This is a genomic window from Winogradskyella sp. KYW1333, assembly GCF_003335675.1.
Taxonomy (GTDB): domain Bacteria; phylum Bacteroidota; class Bacteroidia; order Flavobacteriales; family Flavobacteriaceae; genus Winogradskyella.
On the sequence record NZ_QPHL01000014.1, the window covers coordinates 67,161 to 89,712 of the forward strand.

General features: G+C 32.5%; 25 protein-coding genes. 18 read left to right on the forward strand and 7 right to left on the reverse strand.

The genetic code is table 11. The features are described 5' to 3' along the window. Nucleotides 1-18: 18 nt before the first annotated feature. A complete protein-coding gene (locus DUZ96_RS04800; RefSeq protein ID WP_114300823.1) occupies nucleotides 19-513 on the forward strand; it encodes an RNA polymerase sigma factor in 495 nt (164 codons plus the stop codon). A 3-nt stretch (nucleotides 514-516) separates the two neighbouring features. Continuing rightward, complete coding sequence (locus DUZ96_RS04805; RefSeq protein WP_114300824.1) at nucleotides 517-1,149, forward strand: hypothetical protein; 633 nt, start codon at nucleotides 517-519, stop codon at nucleotides 1,147-1,149. 2 nt (nucleotides 1,150-1,151) lie between these two features. Here DUZ96_RS04805 and DUZ96_RS04810 read toward each other — a convergent pair whose 3' ends face one another. After that, entirely contained in the window at nucleotides 1,152-1,952 is an 801-nt protein-coding gene (locus tag DUZ96_RS04810; RefSeq protein WP_114300825.1) for a 1-acyl-sn-glycerol-3-phosphate acyltransferase, read from the reverse strand. A 48-nt stretch (nucleotides 1,953-2,000) separates the two neighbouring features. Continuing rightward, the gene (locus tag DUZ96_RS04815) at nucleotides 2,001-2,642 is read right to left on the reverse strand and encodes a CoA pyrophosphatase (protein ID WP_114300826.1); all 642 of its coding nucleotides are present in this window, start codon (nucleotides 2,640-2,642) and stop codon (nucleotides 2,001-2,003) included. Nucleotides 2,643-2,644: 2 nt separating this feature from the next. Between DUZ96_RS04815 and DUZ96_RS04820 the strand changes: the two genes are divergently transcribed. The 3 genes from DUZ96_RS04820 to DUZ96_RS04835 all read left to right on the forward strand — a co-directional run bounded on the left by DUZ96_RS04820 (nucleotide 2,645) and on the right by DUZ96_RS04835 (nucleotide 6,177). After that, the gene (locus DUZ96_RS04820) at nucleotides 2,645-3,352 is read left to right on the forward strand and encodes a peptidylprolyl isomerase (protein ID WP_114300827.1); all 708 of its coding nucleotides are present in this window, start codon (nucleotides 2,645-2,647) and stop codon (nucleotides 3,350-3,352) included. Nucleotides 3,353-3,412: 60 nt separating this feature from the next. Further along, nucleotides 3,413-5,557, forward strand: a complete 2,145-nt coding sequence (locus tag DUZ96_RS04825) for a M3 family metallopeptidase (RefSeq protein ID WP_114300828.1) — start codon at nucleotides 3,413-3,415, stop codon at nucleotides 5,555-5,557. Between the two features lie 266 nt (nucleotides 5,558-5,823). Next, nucleotides 5,824-6,177, forward strand: a complete 354-nt coding sequence (locus tag DUZ96_RS04835; RefSeq protein WP_114300830.1) for a hypothetical protein — start codon at nucleotides 5,824-5,826, stop codon at nucleotides 6,175-6,177. A 192-nt stretch (nucleotides 6,178-6,369) separates the two neighbouring features. Here DUZ96_RS04835 and DUZ96_RS04845 read toward each other — a convergent pair whose 3' ends face one another. After that, nucleotides 6,370-7,086: an RDD family protein gene (locus tag DUZ96_RS04845; protein WP_114300832.1), complete on the reverse strand. Its 717-nt coding sequence runs from the start codon at nucleotides 7,084-7,086 to the stop codon at nucleotides 6,370-6,372. A 35-nt stretch (nucleotides 7,087-7,121) separates the two neighbouring features. Between DUZ96_RS04845 and DUZ96_RS04850 the strand changes: the two genes are divergently transcribed. From DUZ96_RS04850 to DUZ96_RS04885, 8 genes are all read left to right on the forward strand, one after another. Next, nucleotides 7,122-8,138, forward strand: coding sequence for a stage II sporulation protein M (locus DUZ96_RS04850; RefSeq protein ID WP_114300833.1), 1,017 nt, complete (start codon nucleotides 7,122-7,124; stop codon nucleotides 8,136-8,138). Then, nucleotides 8,135-9,022 (forward strand): hypothetical protein, encoded by an 888-nt coding sequence (locus DUZ96_RS04855; protein WP_114300834.1) that lies wholly within the window; start codon nucleotides 8,135-8,137, stop codon nucleotides 9,020-9,022. The genes DUZ96_RS04850 and DUZ96_RS04855 overlap by 4 nt, the downstream gene beginning before the upstream one ends. After that, nucleotides 9,022-9,756, forward strand: a complete 735-nt coding sequence (locus DUZ96_RS04860; protein ID WP_114300835.1) for a DUF4129 domain-containing protein — start codon at nucleotides 9,022-9,024, stop codon at nucleotides 9,754-9,756. Before DUZ96_RS04855 ends, DUZ96_RS04860 begins: the two co-directional genes overlap by 1 nt. A 65-nt stretch (nucleotides 9,757-9,821) precedes the next feature. Beyond that, nucleotides 9,822-10,976 (forward strand): DUF4350 domain-containing protein, encoded by a 1,155-nt coding sequence (locus tag DUZ96_RS04865; protein WP_258774321.1) that lies wholly within the window; start codon nucleotides 9,822-9,824, stop codon nucleotides 10,974-10,976. Further along, the gene (locus DUZ96_RS04870; protein ID WP_114300837.1) at nucleotides 10,958-11,953 is read left to right on the forward strand and encodes a MoxR family ATPase; all 996 of its coding nucleotides are present in this window, start codon (nucleotides 10,958-10,960) and stop codon (nucleotides 11,951-11,953) included. Before DUZ96_RS04865 ends, DUZ96_RS04870 begins: the two co-directional genes overlap by 19 nt. A gap of 7 nt (nucleotides 11,954-11,960) precedes the next feature. Beyond that, nucleotides 11,961-13,292, forward strand: a complete 1,332-nt coding sequence (locus tag DUZ96_RS04875) for a DUF58 domain-containing protein (protein WP_114300973.1) — start codon at nucleotides 11,961-11,963, stop codon at nucleotides 13,290-13,292. A gap of 158 nt (nucleotides 13,293-13,450) precedes the next feature. Further along, nucleotides 13,451-13,867, forward strand: a complete 417-nt coding sequence (locus tag DUZ96_RS04880) for a DUF2141 domain-containing protein (protein ID WP_114300838.1) — start codon at nucleotides 13,451-13,453, stop codon at nucleotides 13,865-13,867. Nucleotides 13,868-14,001: 134 nt separating this feature from the next. After that, nucleotides 14,002-14,940 carry a LysR family transcriptional regulator gene (locus tag DUZ96_RS04885; protein WP_114300839.1) on the forward strand — a complete coding sequence of 313 codons (939 nt, stop codon included), beginning with the start codon at nucleotides 14,002-14,004 and terminating at the stop codon, nucleotides 14,938-14,940. 27 nt (nucleotides 14,941-14,967) lie between these two features. Here DUZ96_RS04885 and DUZ96_RS04890 read toward each other — a convergent pair whose 3' ends face one another. From DUZ96_RS04890 to DUZ96_RS04900, 3 genes are all read right to left on the reverse strand, one after another. Continuing rightward, nucleotides 14,968-15,165 carry a hypothetical protein gene (locus DUZ96_RS04890; protein ID WP_114300840.1) on the reverse strand — a complete coding sequence of 66 codons (198 nt, stop codon included), beginning with the start codon at nucleotides 15,163-15,165 and terminating at the stop codon, nucleotides 14,968-14,970. A 211-nt stretch (nucleotides 15,166-15,376) separates the two neighbouring features. Then, on the reverse strand, nucleotides 15,377-16,204 hold the full coding sequence (locus DUZ96_RS04895) for a TIGR00266 family protein (protein ID WP_114300841.1): 828 nt from the start codon (nucleotides 16,202-16,204) through the stop codon (nucleotides 15,377-15,379). 64 nt (nucleotides 16,205-16,268) lie between these two features. Continuing rightward, nucleotides 16,269-16,727, reverse strand: a complete 459-nt coding sequence (locus DUZ96_RS04900) for a DUF4442 domain-containing protein (protein WP_114300842.1) — start codon at nucleotides 16,725-16,727, stop codon at nucleotides 16,269-16,271. A gap of 143 nt (nucleotides 16,728-16,870) precedes the next feature. Between DUZ96_RS04900 and DUZ96_RS04905 the strand changes: the two genes are divergently transcribed. The 5 genes from DUZ96_RS04905 (at nucleotide 16,871) to DUZ96_RS04925 (ending at nucleotide 21,376) form a co-directional block, all read left to right on the forward strand. After that, nucleotides 16,871-17,317 (forward strand): DUF4870 domain-containing protein, encoded by a 447-nt coding sequence (locus DUZ96_RS04905; RefSeq protein WP_114300843.1) that lies wholly within the window; start codon nucleotides 16,871-16,873, stop codon nucleotides 17,315-17,317. A gap of 62 nt (nucleotides 17,318-17,379) precedes the next feature. After that, the gene (locus DUZ96_RS04910) at nucleotides 17,380-17,721 is read left to right on the forward strand and encodes a PadR family transcriptional regulator (RefSeq protein ID WP_114300844.1); all 342 of its coding nucleotides are present in this window, start codon (nucleotides 17,380-17,382) and stop codon (nucleotides 17,719-17,721) included. Further along, nucleotides 17,718-19,499 (forward strand): PspC domain-containing protein, encoded by a 1,782-nt coding sequence (locus DUZ96_RS04915; RefSeq protein ID WP_114300845.1) that lies wholly within the window; start codon nucleotides 17,718-17,720, stop codon nucleotides 19,497-19,499. The genes DUZ96_RS04910 and DUZ96_RS04915 overlap by 4 nt, the downstream gene beginning before the upstream one ends. Nucleotides 19,500-19,622: 123 nt before the next feature. Beyond that, nucleotides 19,623-20,351 (forward strand): head GIN domain-containing protein, encoded by a 729-nt coding sequence (locus DUZ96_RS04920; RefSeq protein WP_114300846.1) that lies wholly within the window; start codon nucleotides 19,623-19,625, stop codon nucleotides 20,349-20,351. Nucleotides 20,352-20,539: 188 nt separating this feature from the next. Next, nucleotides 20,540-21,376 carry a DUF2807 domain-containing protein gene (locus DUZ96_RS04925; RefSeq protein ID WP_258774322.1) on the forward strand — a complete coding sequence of 279 codons (837 nt, stop codon included), beginning with the start codon at nucleotides 20,540-20,542 and terminating at the stop codon, nucleotides 21,374-21,376. 67 nt (nucleotides 21,377-21,443) lie between these two features. Here the strand turns inward: DUZ96_RS04925 and trxB are convergent, their stop codons facing one another. Then, complete coding sequence (trxB, locus tag DUZ96_RS04930) at nucleotides 21,444-22,427, reverse strand: thioredoxin-disulfide reductase (protein ID WP_114300847.1); 984 nt, start codon at nucleotides 22,425-22,427, stop codon at nucleotides 21,444-21,446. Nucleotides 22,428-22,552: the final 125 nt, after the last annotated feature.

Genomic DNA, 22,552 nt, shown 5'->3' on the forward strand with positions numbered 1-22,552 from the left:
ACTAACCAAAATCATCAATTGAACAAAGAGCTCGAACATAGTTTTGTTGAACAGTTGCAAAAGCACCAAAACATTGTGCATAAGGTATGCCGTTTGTATACCAATAATGTAGATGCTCACAACGATTTGTTTCAAGAAATTACAATTCAATTGTGGCGTGCTTACCCTAAGTTTAGGGGAGATTCAAAATTTAGTACTTGGATGTATCGTGTTGGTTTAAATACTGCTATTACATTATATCGAAAGTCTAAGCGAAGAATAAACACACAACAGTTTGATAATATTCAGTTTAAAATCAAAGCTGAAGAATATGATGATACGGAAGAAGAGCAATTAAAGCTTTTGTATACAGCGATTCATCAATTAAATGACATTGAAAAAGCCTTGGTATTCTTGTATTTAGAAGACAAAGATTACAGGGAAATAAGTGAAACCTTGGGTATTACTGAAGTTAATGCACGAGTTAAAATGAACCGTGTAAAAAAGAAATTGAGAACAATCTTAAATCCGTAAAATATGGATGAGTTAGAATTATTAAAAAAGGACTGGAAGAAGGAGCAACTTGAATTTAACACTTTTGCAGATTCGGAAATTTATTCGATGCTTCACAAAAAATCGTCCTCTATAATAAAAACATTGTTTTATATAAGTATAGCGGAATTTGCTTTTTGGATACTTGTAAATACCTTGCCTTACTTTTTATCAGATTCTTATGAAGAAAAACTTGAAGCGAGCTATGAAAACCCATTATTTGTGGGCCTTTCATTCTTAAGCTTTGGTGTAATAATTCTATTTATATACTTACTATACAATTCTTATAAATCCATTTCAATAACGGACAATGCAAAAAAATTGATGGAAAGTATTTTAAGAACCCGAAAAGTGATTAAGTACTATGTTATCTTCAATTTAGTAATGATCTTTATTTCAATCCCTTTGTCATTGTATTTTGAGTTTAATCAAAATCCTGAGTTTCATGAGCGGGTTGCATCTATGGATTCTGGACAAATGCTAGTACTTTATTTAATTACCACATTGGTCACAGGAGTAATTATATTGATTTTCTGGTTGATCTATAGATTGATTTACGGAATATTATTGAAGCGTCTTAATAGAAATTATGATGAATTGAAGAAACTAGAGGTTTAAAATTACCAATCTCTAAGTTCCTTATTTAGGCGTTCTTTTTCCTCAAGCTCTTCCTGTGGTATTACTTTTAAGAATGAAGGATGTTGTTCTATTGCATATTCTATTTTTTCAACAATGTCTGAAATTGTTTCATTCTCGTAATCTATTTCTAAGGGTTGTTTAACCTCAAAAGATTGATATATGTTTTTCTTTTTAATTCTAAGTCCTTTCTTATCGAATGAACGTCTAAAACCATCAATAACAATAGGTACAACGATTGGTTGGTATTGCTTAATAATATGCGCCGTACCTTTTCTTATAGGTTTAAACGGTGTCGTTGTTCCTTGAGGAAAAGTAATGACCCAACCATCATCCAAAGCTTTCTTAATATTAGTAATATCACTCATTTTTACCTGGCGATTTACATTCTGGCCTTTAGAACGCCAAGTTCGTTCAATACTAATAGACCCAGTATAAGAAAAAATTTTAGGGATTAAACCAGATTTCATGGTCTCTTTAGCAGCAACGTAATAGATATTCAACTTAGGATTCCATAAATATCCCACATTTTTTATACTATCTAATCTTCCGCTAAGGCTTGCATTGAATACATGGAACATGGCAATTACATCAGCAAAATAGGTCTGATGATTAGAAATAAACAATACATTTTTATCTGGTAAATTCTTTAATATTTCAGACCCCTCAATTTGCAAATCATTAAAGCCTCTAAAACGTCTATGCGTCAATAATCCTAAAATCCGAATTAGCCACTTTTTCACCCAAAGAATATGTCCAAAAGGATTGGTTTTAAATAAACCCATGTTGATTTTTCAATTAAACTGAATTACAAATGTAACAAATAAGACTAGCTATAAAACTTGTTTTAATAAGTCTTTTAGTTCACTTAGCATCATTGCTGTTGCTCCCCATACAATATGATCATTAAGTTTAAATGCAGGAACATCTACCTCAACATTATAAGAAGTTGGCACTCTGGTCATTAAAACATTTCTATCATTTAAAAAATCTAACAAGGAGACTTCTATGATGTCTTCAACCTCATCTTCCTGTTTTCTAAATAAAGGTTTACATTCAGAAACTGCCAAAAATGGGTGTACTATAAAATTGCTAGGTGGTATATATAATGGAGACATTGGTTTAATAATGTTAAGAATAGATGTTGGGACACCAACTTCTTCCTCAGTTTCGCGCATAGCTGTTGTCATTAAGTCATTATCACCTTCTTCATATTTTCCTCCAGGAAAACCAACCTGAGCAGAATGTACACCTTTATACGTCTTACGGAGAATTAATACAAAATTGGTATTAAAATCAGCATTGGGATAAAACAAAGCCAAAACTCCAGCCTTCTTTGCTGACTTAGCTTTAGCTTGCATTTTCTTAGCCAACTCAAGACGATATGGAGGAGACATTTTAGCATGAGATAATTCGCCAAAAAGCTCGAGATGTTTTATTTTTACTACAGCATCCAAAAACGAATTAAATACCATTTATGAGATTTCTTTTAATAGTAAGTTTTACACTCTTAATATTGAATTGTGAAGATAAACAAACTTCAAAACAAAATAATACAACCCTTGTAAAAGATTCTACTTCAGTTAAAATATCAACTAAAGAAAATTCTAAAAATGAAGTCAAGGAGGATTTCCCTATACTTACAGATGCTAATGCCATGGAATTTTTCTTAGAGTATGAAAAAGAACATAAAGAAGATAAAATAAGAATAACGACAGATTATGGCGAAATTGATATTAAGTTATACGAAAAGACAAAATTTCATAGAGCCAATTTTATATACCTCACAAAGCTTAAATATTTTAACGGTACGCAATTTTACCGTGTAGTAGAAAACTTCATAATTCAAGGAGGTAACAGTGACGATTACAATATTGCCAAAAGACGAAGAAAAATTGGTAAATATCTATTACCACCAGATACAAAAAGAGGATACACTCACAAACGTGGAGCAGTTTCAATGCCAAGTAGTGAAATTGAAAATGCTTATAAATTAGCCTCACCATATCAGTTTTTTATTGTTCAGAGACCTAGCGGAGCAGATTATTTAGATAAAGGCTATACAGTATTTGGAGAAGTAATTAAGGGACTGGATGTAGTAGACGAAATAAACAAAGTAGAAACGGACGAAGGTGAATGGCCTTTACAAAATGTATACATCAGAAAGGTAGAAATTATAGATTAATTGAGAATTCTTATGCCCTATTTTAATACCTTGCTTACACTAACAACAAAACTAACAACTATGATGCGTAAATCAATTAAAATGGCAGTACTCAGCAGTATTTTGCTATTTGCAAGTTGTAAAAATGACAACAAATCGAACGAAGAATTAATGACTGATAATTTATTACTTCAAGAGTGGAAAGGACCATATGAGGGCACGCCAACTTTTGACAAAATGAAGGTAACTGATATTAAAGAAGCTGTTGAAAAAGGAATGGAGCTCAGTTTAGAAGAGATCGAAGCTATTGCCAATAACTCCGAAGAACCAACCTTTAAAAACACTATTGAAGCTATGGAGAGTTCTGGTAAAGTTTTAGACAGGGTTTTTGCATACTATGGCATTATGTCTAGTAATGTTTCTTCTCCTGAGTTTAGAGAGATTCAAGCAGAATTAGCTCCAAAGCTATCCGAATTTAGATCTAAAATTTCTCAGAACGAAAAACTTTTCCAGCGGATTAAAGCAATATATGATGCGTCACAAGAAACACCATTAGAACCTCAAGCACAACGAGTTGTAGAACTAACCTACAAACAGTTTGAAATGAATGGTGCTAATTTAGACGCGGAAAAGAAAAAACGATATGCTGAAATTAACAAGGAACTATCTTTATTGTATACCAAATTTGCTAACAACGTACTCCATGATGAAGAAAATTATGTTACATATTTAAATGAAGACCAACTCGATGGGTTATCCGATGCCTTTATTAAATCTGCGAGAAAAATTGCAAGCGATAAAGGTAAAGACGGTATGTACGCTATAACAAATACGCGTTCATCAATGGATCCTTTCCTCACCTACTCTACTAACAGAGATTTGCGTAAACAAGTTTGGACTAACTATTATTCACGTGGTGACAATGGCGATGAATATGATAACAATAAAATCATTGCTGAAATTTTAAAATTACGTAAAGAACGTGTTGGTCTATTAGGATACGATAATTATGCCCAATGGCGTTTACAAGATCGTATGGCGAAAAACCCAGAGAATGCTATGGCATTAATGGAAGCCGTATGGCCTGCTGCAACAGCACGCGTCAAAGAAGAAGTTGCGGATATGCAAGTAATTGCTAATGAACTTGGAGATAATGTTACTATTGAGCCTTGGGATTACCGTTATTATGCAGAGAAGGTACGCAAAAAGAAATACGATTTAGATAGTGACGAAGTTAAGCAATACCTTCAATTAGACAAATTGAGAGAAGCTATGTTTTTTGTCGCTGGAGAACTTTTTAATTTTGAATTCACACCAATTGAAGAAGGTAAAGTACCTGTTTTCCAAGAGGATGTTAAGGTTTGGGAAGTTAAAGATAGAACATCAGGAAAACATATAGGGCTATGGTATTTAGACACCTTTGCTAGACAAGGCAAACGCTCGGGAGCTTGGGCAACAACCTACAGAAGCTACACGTCTTTTGAAGGCGAAAAAACAGTTTTAGCATCTAACAATAATAACTTTGTGAAACCGGCTCCAGGTGAAGCTGTACTGATCTCTTGGGATGATGCAACTACATTTTTCCATGAGTTTGGACATGCATTGCATTTCTTCTCATCTAACGTAAAATACCCAACACTTAATGGTGGAGTGCGTGATTATACAGAATTTCAATCTCAATTACTCGAACGTTGGTTATCTACTGATAAAGTAATCAACCAATTTTTGGTTCATTATGAAACAGGAGAACCAATACCTGCATCTTTGGTTGAAAAAATAAAGAATGCATCAACATTCAATCAAGGATTCGGCACTACTGAGTATTTAGCCTCTGCTCTTATGGACATGAAACTACATTTAGCAGATCCTTCAGATATAGATATAGATAAATTTGAACGTGAAACACTGGACGAACTTGGTATGCCTAAAGAATTACCAATGCGACATAGAACACCACATTTTGGACATGTGTTCTCAGGTGAAGGATATGCCACTGCTTACTATGGATATATGTGGGCAGACGTCCTTACAAGTGATGCGTCTGAAGCTTTTAAGGAAGCACCTGGTGGATTCTATGACAAAGATGTTGCAGATAAATTAGTGAAATATTTATTTGCTCCTCGCAATGCTATGGACCCCGCTGATGCCTACAGAAAATTTAGAGGACGAGATGCAAAAATTGAAGCTTTAATGCGCGATAGAGGATTTCCAGTTCCTCAAGGATAATTCTAAATAAAAAAAGACTTAAAAACGCTCAATTCTAAGGTGTTAGATTGGGCGTTTTTTAATTGAAAGGAATTATCTTTAATTCAACAACAAATTTAGTAACCAACAGTAAATGATTTGTTAAATGCGTTAATGCATAAAAAAGTATTGCAACGAAATGTTGAAGGCTTAAATCAACTAAATAAAAAGTACAACCAATCCTTAGAAGATAAAAGGGAAAATAATTAAAATTATTATCCATTAATTATTGAGTAATAAGATTCTGTATGAAAGCAAAACAACTCATTGCATTAGCTCCAGAAATATACCTTGTACTTGCTACCTTTTACTATTGGGTATTAACGGCTAATTTCTTTAATCCTTTTGCAATAGTTCTTTTAATTATACTGCTCTATCAATTGATTTTTAGAAAATTCGCAACAGGAATAATTATAGCTTCAATTTTTATTTTGCTAAACCTGTACATGATTTTTGCACTGCTTTCAGAGCTATCCGAATTCACCGAACCAAATGAAAATTATAATAACCTTTTAATCGTAAGTTCATTATTTATAGGGCTCAATCTATTGGTCGGAATATCTATGTTATGGAAGTATTTAAAAACAAAAGTTGTCTATTAATAAAGATAATTCTTCAATTTAAAGCCAAAGGTCAATACACTATAATTATGTACTTAAGCGCACCACCTCCTGCTTCTTCAACAAAAGCAATAATAATTACGCCAAATGCATCCATGCTTTTGTTCATGGCTACTAAAACTCAAGAAATAGCGAAAGTAATGGTTTCTAAAATATCTACAACTTGAAAAAACATTACATGTTCTGTGTATAGTAATTATAATCCTTTATCACTTTAGCTATAAAATCTACGGGTTTTTCTTTTGGCTCAACTGCCATTACTTTAATTAACCTATGGTATAGAGTAAGAATGATATTATGATTTCCCTTTAACACGGCATCATCATAAAGGGTTTTAACTTTTTGGATATCAGCGTCATTAAGTACTGTTACCTGACTATATGTTGGTACATATCCAACAGGTATATCTTTAAATATAGTATCATTAATTGTTACTTTCTTTTTTTCACTGATTACTGTTGTTCCAGCCGCAATATCTCCAATACGCTGGCCGTTGCCTTTTATCAGAATTGTTAATACTGCAACACCGCCTGAGGTTAAAACCACATCAATAATCCTTAAAATCCAACGAACAAAATAATTTGCAAAACTAGCCTTAGAACCATCGAGCTTAACAACCCTTGTGCTCATGGCACTTTTGCCAATTGTTTTACCATCCCAAAAGGTTTCTAACAAAACGTAATATAAAAAGGCTGGTAAATTTACTAAAAGATAAATGGCCCAAGTATCACCCATATCCAAATCTAATGCCACCAAAAGTAATATGGAAGCAATGACATAAAATAGGATTACTGCACTATCAATAAGGTATCCCAGCATGCGATCACCAATGTTTGCTACGTTTTGGTTAATACCTACATTTTGGGCAGTTTCTATTTGAAATTCATCCATATTTTCTTTTCTTTGAAAGCTAAAGGTTTTAGTGTATGCGCGAAGCGACTTTTGTGAAGCAAAATAAAGATAAATGGTTAGAATTTGAAAGCATTCTAAAAAATAAAACCTCAATAGATCCCGATTTACTTTCAGACCTTTATATTGAAGTTACAGATCATTTAAGTTACGCAAAAACCGTCTATAATAACAGCAACACAGAACGGTATTTAAACCAATTAGCAGCCTTAGCCCATCAGAAAATTTACAAGACTAAGAAAGAGCCTAAAAATAAATTGATTTCTTTTTTTAAAACTGAATTCCCATTAATGTTTTTCAATCATCATAGAGAGCTTTTAATTGCTTTTTTAACCTTTGGTTTTTTTGTATTGGCTGGTGCATTTTCTGCCGCAAATGAAGGTGATTTTGTTAGGTCGTTTCTCGGCGATGCTTATGTCAATATGACCTTGGATAATATTGAGAAAGGAGAACCTATGGCCGTTTACAAAGAGCAAGGTGAATTCAATATGTTTTTAGGGATAACACTAAACAATATTAAAGTTGCCCTTTTCGCATTTGGTTATGGAATTATGTTTGGAGTAGGTACATTGTATATTATGATGCAAAATGGTATTATGCTTGGGAGTTTTCAGTATTTCTTCTATGAACAAGGACTCCTATGGGAATCAGCACGAACAATTTGGATACACGGCACTATAGAAATATCGGTAATTATTATAGCTGGCTGTGCTGGCCTTGTAATGGGTAACGGAATGATATTTACTGGCACATTGCCTCGACTGGAATCTTTTAAACGAGGTGTGATAAAAGGATTAAAAATATTAATGAGCACGATTCCTTTTTTTATTATCGCCGGTTTTTTAGAAGGATTCGTAACGCGACATACAGAAATGCCAGATTGGCTTGCCATTTTAATAATTGGAAGCTCACTTACACTTATATTGTTTTACTATGTGTATTATCCCATTAAATTGAATAAAAAAATAAAAATTAATAAAGACATTTCAAAAACTCAAGAAGTTTACCCAATACCTCAAACCAACCCAATATGATCAAACCTTATATAGAATTTAGAAAACAAAGTGATTTTAGTGGTATTCTAACAGATACTTTCGGTTTTATTCGAAATGAATTTAAACCTTTAATGAAAATGATAATAAATATTGCTGGTCCTGCCATATTAGTATATCTGCTATCATTAGCAGTATATAATTATGTAGCTGGTGACATTTTTGATATTGGTGTATTTAGGGGTACCTCATTAAATTCTGGAAGCCTGGTACTATCATTATTGGCATTCTTTGTCTATTTCATTTCTGCAATTGCTACTTATATCTTATTAGGAGGTACAGTGTTATTTTATATTAAATCTTACAATGAGAACAAAGGAGTAACAAATTACAACGAAATTAAAAGAAATACCTATAGGTTTCTAGGGTCGTTTTTTGGGTTAGGTATACTTAAGGGAATCACATTAACGTTTGCAATAATGCTCTGCGTATTACCTGTACTATATGCTATGGTGCCAATGGCTATTGTTTTTAGTCTATTTGTTTTCGAATCTAGAAATTCGGTTATAGATGCCTACATCAAAAGTTTCAATCTTGTTAATGTGGATTTCTGGACTGCTTGGGGCTCATACATTGTATTGTTTATTATTTATTATATAATAATAGTTGTATTTGCTTTACCAAGTTCTATATACGCTATGATCAGCACCGGAATATTTACTGGTGAAGTCGATCCTGCGAATATAGAGAGTTTTTCAAGAGACCCATTTTTGATAGCACTAAGCGTAATTCAAGCATTTATTCAAATATTTCTCAACATAATTTTGGTAGTTGGTGGAGCTGTAATTTACTTTCACCTTCATGAAAAAACTAATTTCACAGGCACCTATGAACGCATAGGAGAAATTGGTAAAATAGAAGAGTAATGCAACTATTAAGGTTTTTACTTTTTTTTCTATTCTTGGGGCAATTTTTGGTTGCTCAGCAAAATGCGAATCCAGTTATTTATGATGACACCGAAATCGATAAAAAAGAAATTATCGAAAAGTATCTTGAAACTTACAAAGCTGATAAAGATTTCAATTATGCGGAATTTGAAGCCGAGGAAACTTTTTTAGACAGAGCTTATAGGTGGTTGCAAAACATTCTCAGAAAATTCTGGGAAGCTATTTTCGGTGTTGGTACGGCGTCAGGATTTTTATATTTTATTTTTAGAATTTTACCTTATCTATTACTTGGATTTCTGTTTTTTCTATTGATTAGATTTTTCCTTAAAGTGAATTCAAACCGGTTGGTTATGAATACCAAAGAGCAAGGTAATGTATCTATTACTGAAGAAGAACAGATAATAAAAAATGAAGATATTCCTGCTCTAATAAAAGAAGCTATAAAACAAAAAAATTATAGGCTAGCCATAAGGTACTATTATTTGCTGTCATTAAAACATTTAACTGACAATAATAGCATAAACTGGGAGCCACAGAAGACCAATGAAGATTATATAAAAGAAATTAGCACTTCTTCCTTAAAAGATAGTTTTAAGAACATCACTAGGATTTACGATTATGTATGGTATGGTGAGTTTGGCGTAGATGCTTTAAGATTTGAAGCTTTGAAACAACCGTTTGTAAATTTAAATAATAGAATTACAAATCCTTGAGTAAAAAAGGCAAAATATATATAACCCTGGTTCTATTAACTATTATATCTATAGTTATACTAGAAATGAACAAGCCCAAGGAATTGAATTGGTTCCCCTCCTATGCTACACACCACAAAATTCCTTTTGGATCTTACGTCTTTAACGAACAAATAGAGCGTATTGCTGATAGTGTTAATTTGGTAGATAGACCACCTTTTGAGTTTTTATTAGACAATGACATCTCTGGTACTTATCTTTTTTACAATGGAGGTATAAACTTTGGTGATGAAGAACTAAATGCACTGCTCGATTGGGTAAACGTTGGCAATACATTAATGATCTCTGCTGTAGATTTTGAAGAAACATTGTTAGATACGCTTAACCTTGAAACAAAGTCTGTAAATACCGTTGGTAATTTTAACAATGAATATCAGGTTCAATTTGTTAACCCAAGATTAGATCATACACGCTCCTATAAATTTGACAGGCCCAACACCTTCTTTTATTTTAATGAAATAGACACTTTAAATACAAGTGTTTTAAGTTTTATAGATAATTACAGAGGTGAAAATAAAACAGTAGTAGATTCTCTAGTTAATATTATTAAACAACCTTTTGGTAATGGCGAAATAATACTTAGTACGTTTCCGCAGGCCTTTACAAATTACTTTATACTCAATTCCCCGAATGAAAAATACACAGCTGGCCTGCTTTCATATTTAGATACAACAAAACCTATATACCTTGATAAATACTATAAAAGCGGAAAGAAATATTATACATCACCAATGTATTTATTATTAAATACTAAATCATTAAAATGGGCTTATTATATAGTATTGATTGGTGTTTTTATCTATATAATTTTTGAGGGAAAACGTAAACAACGTGCAATACCTGTTGTAAAACAACTTAAAAACCAAACGCTTGAATTCACTAGGACCATTGCTAATATGTACTATGAAAATGGAAAGCATAAAGATATTGCTCATCATAAAGTTCAGCACTTTTTAGAGCATATAAGAAACACAATATATCTCAACACCTCAGAAATCAATGATACATTTATTAAAAACTTAGCTGCAAGAAGCAATAACACTATTGAAGATAGCCAAAAGCTTTTCAGTTTTATAGATAGCTTAAATCACAAATCACAGATTAACAATATTGAATTAGAAAGGTTAAATACCTTAATAGAAAATTTTAAATCCAATAACCAATGGAAAACGAAGAACTAAAAGACGACTTAAATTTTAATAATAGAATTCCCTTAGACGACTTAAAAGAGTCAGTAGAGCAAATAAAATCCGAACTAAGAAAGGTCATAATTGGTCAGGATAATTTTGTTGAACTACTTATTGTTGCACTTCTCGCAGATGGCCATGTCTTAATCGAGGGTGTACCAGGTATTGCAAAAACGGTTACAGCAAAGTTATTTGCCAAAGTCTTAAAAACAGATTTTAGCCGTATTCAGTTCACACCAGATTTAATGCCTAGTGATGTTCTGGGAACTTCGGTTTTAAACATGAAAATATCAGATTTCGAGTTTAAGAAAGGACCAATTTTCTCGAATATTGTATTGATCGATGAGATTAACAGAGCTCCAGCCAAAACTCAAGCTGCCCTTTTTGAAACCATGGAAGAAAGGCAGGCAAGTATTGACGGAATAACTTATAAGTTTGAAAACCCATTTATGGTATTGGCAACACAAAACCCAATTGAGCAAGAAGGTACCTATGCCCTGCCAGAAGCACAATTAGACCGTTTCATTTTTAAAATAAAAGTTGATTATCCTTCATTAGAGGATGAAATAAAAATCATTGCATCACATCACGAGCGTAAAGGTGAAGCACCTCAGTCTAGAATAAATGCAATATTAGACACTAAATCACTAGAGGATTATAAGAACAAAACCCAAGCAATTGTTGTTGAAGAAAAGATCATAAAATACATTGCAGAGATCGTTTCTAAGACTCGTAATCATCCACACCTTTATTTAGGAGGTTCTCCTAGAGCTTCTATAGCAATATTGAATACATCAAAGGCATTTGCCGCAATAAACGGGAGGGATTTTGTTATACCCGAAGATGTTAAACGCGCATTAATACCTGTACTTAACCATAGAGTCATTCTAACTCCTGAGCGAGAAATGGAAGGCATGACAACTGAAAATGTCATTGAAATGATTGTTCAATCTGTTGAAGTACCAAGATAAAGCCAGTATGAAATTTATTAAGTCATTATATATACACAAGCAACTCTATATTTATCTAGCAGTTGTATCAGTGTGTTTTCTAATGTCTTATTGGTTTCCTGTTTTGTACTCACTTGCATGGATATTAATTACAATTGTTATAGTTCTACTTTTTATCGACTTAATGTTTTTATATGGTCCAAAAAATGGAATTGATGCTAGACGATTATTACCAGAAAAATTCTCAAATAGCGACAATAATCCAGTACCTATTACAATAAACAGCTCATACAATTTCAAAACATTTATAGATGTAATAGACGAATTACCGATGCAGTTTCAAAAACGTGACTTTTCATATAAGATAAGTCTCAACCTTAGTGAAACGCATAATTTCGAATATGCAGTAAGGCCAATCGATAGAGGCGAATACTATTTTGGGTATCTCAACATTTTTGCCTCTTCAATACTAAAAATAATTAAGCGTAGGTATAGGTTTCAGAACGAACAGATGGTAATGGTTTACCCATCAATAATACAAATGCAGAAATATGATTTCTTGGCTATTAGTAATTCACTTACCCAAATAGGACTTAAAAAAATTAGGCGTATTGGTCATACTTCAGAATTTGAGCAAATTAAAGAATATGTGCTCGGTGATGACTTTAGAACAGTTAATTGGAAAGCTACAGCCAAGCATGGTGAGTTAATGGTCAATCAATACCAAGACGAAAAGTCCCAACCAATATATTCTGTAATAGATACAGGAAGGGTAATGAAAATGCCATTTGACGGATTAAAACTATTAGACTATGCCATAAATTCTACTTTGGCTTTTAGTAATGTTGCCCTTAAGAAACATGATAAAGTAGGCATGCTTTCGTTTTCTAGAAAAATTGAATCTTTTCTACCTGCACTTCACAAGATCACCTATTTAAACCGAATACTAGAAACACTTTATAACGTTGACACCCAGTTTAACGACAGTGATTTTGGGCTTTTATATGCCCAATTAAAACGAAAAGTAACACATCGCAGCTTAATCTTACTTTATACTAATTTTGAACATGTAAGTGCACTTAAACGACAAATGCCTTATCTTCAGGCCATATCAAAAAAACACATGCTTGTTGTCGTATTATTTGAAAATACGGAGTTAGATAACATTATTAAAGAAAATGCTGAAGATTTGCAATCCATTTACCATAAAACCATTGCAGAGAAATTTGCTTTTGAAAAGCGCTTGATGGCAAAAGAATTACAGAAACATGGAATCCAGACCATTTTGACACCTCCTGAAAAACTTACAATTAACACAATCAACAAGTATTTAGAAATTAAGGCAAGAGGATTGCTTTAAACGCTATATTAAATTTAGGCTTACTTTAGTTTTAGCATTTCAGCATCTTTTTTACAATTCGTCTTGCTCATAATACAATTCGTTATATACATTTATAATATTATAATGTATAGATGGATATTTGAATCATCAATCATTAACCATTAAACATTATTATCATGAAAAATTTAATTTTAACTATCGTATTTACTCTGACTGCCTTTTTAGGATATTCTCGAGAAAATGGTATAACAATAACTGTTACTGTAGATAATTTAACTAGTGATAAAGGTATTGCCGCATTTGCACTTCATACTAAAGATACTTTTATGAAAAGTGATGGTATATTGAATGTTGCAAGTACTATTAAAGATGGAAAAGTAAAGATAACATTTGACAATGTGCAACCTGGTGAGTATGCAATCCTAGGATTACACGATGTCAATGAAAATGGCAGAATGGACTTTAGCGAAAATGGTATGCCAATAGAGGGATTCGGTACATCTAACAATGTAATGGCCTTCGGTCCTCCTCAATACGAAGACTCAAAATTTAAAATTGAAGACAAAGATGTAGAGCTCAGTATTCGATTCTAAAAATGTATCATCAATCAGAAAACTAAATCAATCAAAAAGTAAAAGACTGTCTACCATAGCAGTCTTTTTATTTGAAGTTTTTCCCATAGATTTTGACAATACTTTTTGTAATTTTATAGACTAAATTTATAATAATGACAATTACGCAATTAAAGTATGCTTTATCCATAGCTGAACATAAGAACTTTACCAAAGCTGCAGAAAAGTGTTTTGTTACCCAGCCAACATTAAGTACACAAATTCAGAAATTAGAAGATGAATTAGATGTTATAATTTTTGATAGAGGTAAAAAACCTATTGAATTAACTGAAGTGGGTAGAAAAATTGTTTTTCAAGCTAGAAATATTGTGAATGAAGCAGAACGGATTCAAGACATTGTAGACCAACAAAAAGGATTTATAGGAGGTGAATTTAGACTTGGTATTATTCCAACAGTTATGCCAACGTTATTGCCAATGTTTTTACAGAATTTCATTAAGAAATACCCAAAAGTTAAACTAAAAATTGAAGAGCTTACTACTGAAGAAATTTTGACTAGAATTAGTGATGGCCATTTAGATGCTGCAATTGCCGCAACGCCGTTAGAAAGCGATAATATTAAGGAACGTGTATTGTATTATGAACCTTTTGTTGCGTATGTACCTGCCAATCACAGATTGAGAGATAAAAAAACAATTGAGGTTTCAGATCTAGATATTGACGATATGCTATTATTAGAGGATGGCCACTGTTTTAGAGATGGTGTAATAAATCTTTGTAAATCATTTAAAGATCATTTAGACGATAGTTTTCAGTTAGAGAGTGGTAGTATTGAAACATTAATTAAGCTTTCTAATGAGGGTCTAGGTATGACACTACTTCCTTACTTGCATACCTTAGATGTAAAAGAAAAACTGAATCCAAACCTAAGGCACTTCAAAGAACCTTCACCGGCCAGAGAGGTAAGTATCATATATCATAAAAGCGAACTAAAAATGCAGATTATAGACGCCTTGCATAATGTTATATCTGGTATAATAAGAGGTGCGATTGCTTTTCAGAATGTAGAGATAATAAGTCCTTTACCTAAATAAAAAAAGCGACTCGTAAGTCGCTTTTTTTTATGCTTTTAAATAAATTAAACATTGATTTAATTCTGGGTTTTGATTGATCAGGGACTGAATAAAAATTCTGAGATCTTCCAATTCATGAGGCAATAATCTTCTTACTGCTTTTTCTACTTCCTTACAGAATAATACCGCATCAAAACTCACCTTGTTAAGTACAGTTTTGGTGTACTCGTACATTGCTCTTGCCATATTTTACTTTTGGATTTTAGGTTCAACAAAATGTAGATTTCTTCTATAGGCTATTGTTTCATATTTATTCTAAATTTAGAAAAAAAAACAATCGATTATAAGTGTTTAACAGCTTTTTATGTTAAATGTTGTGTTTATCCGATAATACACTTTTTGTAGAAAAGGTAATTCTTACAACTTAACCTTTTGACTTTCATAATGTTGTATTGGTCTAAAATCTATTATCTCCATCTAAAATATCACCTAGTCCACCTAAGATACTACCCTCACCTCTATCCTTACCACCAGTGCGTGGTGCCGAAGCAATTATTCTATTTGCCAATCTGCTAAATGGCAAGGATTGTACATACACCTTACCAGGTCCCTGAAGTTTTGCAAAGAATAATCCTTCGCCTCCAAAAATTGAATTTTTAATACCTCCTACATATTCAATATCATAATCCACGTCTTGTGTAAACCCAACTATGCATCCTGTATCTACTCGTAAGGTTTCTCCTGGTTGTAATGTTTTCTCTGCCATAGTGCCACCAGCATGCACAAATGCCATACCATCACCTTCTAATTTTTGCATTATAAAACCTTCGCCACCAAAAAGACCTCTTCCTAATTTCTTTGAAAATTCAATACCTACACTCACGCCTTTTGCCGCACATAAAAAAGCGTCCTTTTGACATATAAACTTACCTCCAAACTCTGTTAAATCAATAGGAACGATTTTACCTGGATAAGGAGAAGCAAAAGATACATTTCGCTTTCCAGTTAGATCATTATAAAAGGCTGTCATAAAAAGACTTTCTCCAGTAAGTATTCGTTTGCCAGCACCCAATATTTTCCCTAAGAATCCCTTATCTTTTAGGGAACCATCACCAAAAATAGTATCCATTTTAATACCATCATCCATCATCATAAAACTTCCCGATTCTGCAATAACCGCTTCTTGAGCGTCTAACTCTATTTCAACATATTGCATTTCTTCGCCGTATATTCGGTAATCTATTTCGTGTGCATTTCTATCGCTGAAATCTGGCAATTTTTCCATAATGTATTTTATTTAATGATTGATACTAGTAATAAGTTGAATACAATTCTATTTTGTTACACTACTATCTGGATTTCACCTTTAATGTCCATTCAAAATTAAAGGAGGAAACTTGTATGCCCTCTTCGTTAATTCCATTTGCATTTAACCAAACTGTTTGTCCCTCACCTGTTTTGATAGCCTTATCTATGGCTTCATTTATTTTCAAACCTTCATGACAAGTAAACTTAATTCTACCTGTAGCTTTCTTTGTGAAAGAAGCACTGTTATTTGCTACAAGCATTGAAATATTTTTACCACTTTCCTTTATCTTCTTCATCACCAAGGCACCTGTAGTAAGTTCTGCTGCCATACCCTGGACAGCCCAAAACATAGATTTAAATGGATTTTGATTGATCCACCGATGTTTTACGGTAACAACACAAGTAGTATCTGTTATTGTTTTGGTCCTTACTCCCGTCAGAAATGCAGCTGGTAATTTAAAAAGTAAAAAGGTGTTAAGTTTTGAGGGTGTTATTTTCATTTATCACAGATTATTAGACTAAAATAAAGTAAATATACAAGTTCCACTAATGTTAATATTTTGTTAATTTTTAGTACTATGCGTAACATAATACCTTTTAAAAGACATATATTTGTATAAGCAACTATTATATACTTTTAAAAATGATAGATAATCACTATAAAAATCTAGCAACATTTATACATCTTTCAACATTTTCCAGATTTATTATACCATTTGGAAATTTCATTGGGCCTATAGTTTTATGGGGTGCTAATAAGAATAAATCAGAGTTTGTAGATAAGCATGGCAAACAAGCCATAAACTTTCAAATGAGTATATTTCTATATGCCATAATTATAGGAACTATTAGTGTACCCTTTTTCATCTTTAAATTATTTGATGGCATGAGTGTATTTGATTTTAGAGGATTCAACAATTTCCATATCAATATTGGTGAGCCTTCTCCTCTATTATATATTGGTGGTGGTTTAGGTGTTTTAGCAGTAATAGCATTTATCATTGAACTAGCACTTATTGTAAAGGCCAGTATTTCTGCCAGAGATGGGCAATTGTATAATTATCCATTAACAATTAACTTTTTGAAATAGCATATAAATCATCATAATCAATCAAAAAATGAACAGTTAATCGAATTTAAGATACTATTAATATGAAAATAGAAAACACAAAAGCACAAATGCGTAAAGGTGTCCTGGAATATTGCATCTTGTCTATTTTAAAGGACGAAGATGCCTATGTTGCAGAAATTCTCGGAACACTAAAGGACGCAAAAATGCTTGTAGTAGAAGGAACAATTTATCCTTTGCTCACAAGATTGAAAAATGCTGGATTACTGAATTACCGTTGGGAAGAATCCACATCTGGACCACCAAGAAAATATTATGGTCTTACGGAAACAGGTAAATTGTTTCTGAATGAATTAAACACTACTTGGAGTGAATTACAAAATGCCGTTAACCTAGTAACAAGTACAAAAACAACAAAAAAATGAATAAAACAGTCAATATAAATTTAGCAGGTGTATTTTTCCATATAGATGAAGATGCATATCTTAAATTATCACGCTATCTTGAGGCTATAAAACGTTCATTTACAGACTCTCAAGGACGATCAGAAATTATTTCAGATATAGAGGCACGTATTGCCGAATTATTCTCAGAACGTATTCAAAATGAAAAACAAGTCGTAGGAATAAAGTTGGTTGACGAAGTCATTACTATAATGGGACAACCAGAGGATTATTTGGTAGATGACGAAATATTTGAAGATGAACCTCAACCAAGACAATCTTATAGCTCTAGAACAACTAAAAAATTATTTAGAGATACGGTTAACTCTTATATTGGAGGTGTAGCAGCAGGATTGAGCCACTATTTTGGAATAGATGCAATTTGGATGCGTTTACTTTGGATTCTTTTAACCATTGGATCTGGTGGTACTTTTATACTTATATATTTAATTTTTTGGGCCTTAGTACCAGAAGCTGTTACCACAGCAGAAAAACTAACAATGACTGGTGATCCTGTAAATATTACCAACATTGAAAAAAAAATTAAAGACGGTATTGATACTGTATCCGAAAAAGTTAGGAATGTAGATTTAAAAAAGCACGGAGAAAAAATTAAGGAAGGAATTGATTCTGTTTCAGACAATATTTCAGAAACGGTCAAAAATGTAGATTTTCAGAAGCAAAGTAATAAGCTAAAATCTAGTTCGCAAAATTTCTTTGACACACTAGGAACCATTATTATGTTTTTCCTAAAAGTTATTGCAAAGTTCATCGGAGTTATTTTAATCATTGTAGGTATTAGTACTTTGATAAGTTTAATAGTTGCATTTTTCACTGTTGGAATTACTGATGCTGTACATTTCCCTGGTATGGATTTTATTGATGCTGCAAACTCAGCCAATATTCCTCTGTGGTTAATGTCTATGCTTATATTCTTTGCCATTGGTATTCCATTCTTTTTTGTGTTCTACTTAGGTCTTAAAATCTTAGTAAACAACTTAAAGTCTATAGGGAATGTTGCCAAGTTTACATTACTTGGTATCTGGCTCATGGCAATAATCGGATTATTTGTTATCGGAGTAAAACAGGCCACTGAACATGCCTTTGATGCAAAATTTACGGTGAAAGAACAATTAGATGTTACTGCTAATGACACCTTAAAAATTAATATGGTAAGTGATAGTAATTACAATGGATACTATTACAGACGCAACAATAATTATAGACTTGTGGAAGATGAAAATGGTCGCACTATTATATCCTCAGATATTAGATTGGTAGTGAGATCTACCAAAGATTCGTTAGCCTCTATGGTTATTGAAAAACAAGCTCGAGGAAGCAGTTATGACATCGCACGAAATAGAGCTGAAAACATCAATTATAGCTATACGTTAAATGATGGAAAACTAGACCTTAGTTCTTATTTAACAACTGATATTGAAAATAAATTCAGCGAACAAGAAGTAATGGTGATATTATATGTTCCTGAGGGTACAGTTATTTATGCAGATGATAACACCTATAGTTTTCACAGAAATTCAAGTTATTACAATGATATTTTAGATAACGGAATGGAAGAACAGTATTTGAAAATTATAGAAGATGGTACTGAATGTTTAGATTGTGAGATCGAAGAAGAAGATGAAAATTTAGATGAGACGAACTCAGATAATAACCAAATTATTACAGAAGAAAAACCAGACGTAAGTATTCAAATCAATGAAGAAGAAGGTGTTAATATTGAAGTAAATGACAATTGAGACACAATTATTGACAATTCAGTCTTATTTAATTCAATCTAAAGAACCTTCATCATAAATTTGAACTATCAATCAATCAAACAACGATTTTACTAAATCAATTTTCAATCAAAAAAAGAAATCATGAGCACATTAGTAAGAATTATTATTACAAGCATCATTAGTTTATTAATGGTATCCTGTATCATGGACACAAACTTCGGCATAGGAGTCGATGGGAATGGTAAAGTTATCAGTTCGGATAGAAATATCTCAGATGACTTTAAGAGTATTAAGGTTAGTCAAGGGTTAGATCTTTATATAACACAAGGCAATTCTGTAGACCTAACAGTTGAAGCAGATGAAAATCTGCATGAACTTATAATGACAGAGGTAGAAAACAATGTATTAAAAATTTACACTACTGAAAATATTAGACGTGCATCCTCTAGAAAAATTCTACTTGGAATTACCGATCTTGAAGCTATAAAAGCAACAAGTGGCAGTGATGTTAGATCTACAAATGTCATTGAAGTTGACGAACTAGAATTAAATTCAACAAGTGGTAGCGATATTAGATTAGATGTTAAAACAGAATCCTTAAACTGTCATTCTACAAGCGGTAGCGACATTATACTTAGTGGTACAACCAAAGTTCTGATAGCAGAAGCCACAAGTGGAAGTGATATCAGAGCATCTAACCTTATAGCAGTAAAAACTAGAGTTAAGGCAACTAGTGGCGCAGACATCTCTGTTAATACTTCTAAAGAATTAACAGCTAGAGCCACAAGTGGTGGAGATATTAGGTATTCTGGCAATCCAGAGAAAGTCGAGAAATCTGATAGTTCATCAGGTAGTGTAATCAAACAATAAATCAATCAAATAAAGTGTTATTGGTTAATTACTTTAAACGCTTAAGTATTTTACAACCAATCAGTTAAAGACCATTTTAAACTCAATAATAGAGTTTGGGATGGTTTTTGTATATATTTGTTAAACAGCTATAAAAGTGACCAAAAAATTAACTTTGGGTCTTAATAGCATTTAATAATATAGATTAAATGAAAAAACAACTACTAGTTTTTATGCTCATGATTGCGATTGTACCTGGAGCATTTTCTCAATCAACTGAAAAAATAAAAGGTGATCGAAATGTCACCATTAAGCAGACTTTTATTGAGGATTTTGAAACTTTAATTGTCAATGGCGATTTTGCAATTGAAGTAGTATACAACAGTAAACCTTCAGTACAGATTGAAGTAGATGATAATTTACATGATGTTATACAGATTTCAGTTAAAGATGGTACACTTTCATTTATACAAACAAGGAGGATTGCATCAAAAAAGAAACTGAGTATTACTGTGAATTATGGTGATGCACTTCAAAATATTGAAGTTAAAGGAAATGGCGAGATCAGGTCTTTAACCTCAATGGAACTTAGTGATGTTACTTTAAAAACATCAGATAATTCTAGAGCATATTTAAATATAAATTCTAGATCTTTTGATTATAAAAGTTACGGCAAGTCAAAAACAAGATTAAACCTAACATCAGATTCTACAAAAGTTGAGTTAAGTGATACCAGTAAATTAGATGCCTTAATTAAAAGTAGGATTGCAGATTTTGATCTATCTCAACGTTCTGACGCCGCAATTGAAGGTGTTTCAGATACTTCAATAATTCGCGTTGATAATTTTTCAAACTTTACAGGTATAAAATTTGATGTTAAAAATGTTGAAGCTAGTTTAATGGACAATAGCGATATCACAATTTCTGTTGAAGAGAATATTACTATCGGTGCATCAGGCAATAGTGAAATTTATTTATATGGTAATCCTGCAGTTACAATAACTAAATTTGAAGACACAGCTAAACTCCAAAAGAAAAAGCGATAAATAATTACATTTAAATAAAAAAGCCAAAGTCAAAACTTCGGCTTTTTCATTATTAGTATTATAATTTCTAATTATATGTTGATGTCGAGACTTCAAAATCTGCTTCTTTTGCTGCCAAGTAGCGCTCTGCATCTAGTGCGGCCATACAACCTGTGCCTGCAGCGGTTATAGCCTGTCTATAAACATGGTCCGCCGCATCACCACTAACAAATACACCTTCTATATTTGTTTTACTAGTACCAGGTTCTGCGTTTATTATATAACCTGTTTCATCTAAGTCTAAATATTCTTTGAAAATATCGGTATTTGGTTTGTGACCAATCGCAACAAAAAATCCAGTCGCAGGAATATCAAAAACTTCTCCTGAAACTTTATTCTTAGCTCTTACTCCTGTAACAACCTGTCCATCACCTAAAACTTCTACCGTTTCAGTATTTAATAAAATTTCAATATTCTCTGTATTTCTAACACGTGATTCCATTATTTTAGATGCTCTAAATTCATGACGTCTAACAAGCATTGTCACCTTTTTACAAAGATTTGATAGATAATGTGCTTCCTCACAAGCTGAATCTCCTGCCCCAACAATGACAACATCTTGGTTTCTGTAAAAGAAACCGTCACAAACAGCACAAGCAGATACACCACCACCCAATCGAAGGTATTTCTGTTCAGAAGGTAATCCTAAGTATTTTGCAGATGCTCCTGTAGATATAATTATTGTAGATGCGTGGATTTCTTTTTCATCATTTACCCAAACCTTGTGTACATCTCCGGAAAAATCAACTTTTGTTATCCAACCATAGCGTACATCTGTCCCAAATCGTTCAGCTTGCTTTTGAAGTTGAATCATCATTTCAGGACCAGTTATCCCATCTGGATAACCTGGAAAATTCTCCACATCATTCGTTGTCGTTAATTGTCCACCAGGTTGCTCTCCTTGATATAAAACAGGTTCCAAATTTGCTCTAGATGCATAAATGGCAGCTGTGTAACCTGCAGGTCCAGAACCTATGATTAGGCATTTAACTTTTTCTATCGTATCAGACATATATTCGTTTATTTTACTGTTTAGCAAAAGTAGGATTTTTGTCTAAATCCTTACACAGAAGTTATTAACACTACCTATGCCATTATAAAATTGAAAAATACCACATAATTCTGTGTTTATTTTTG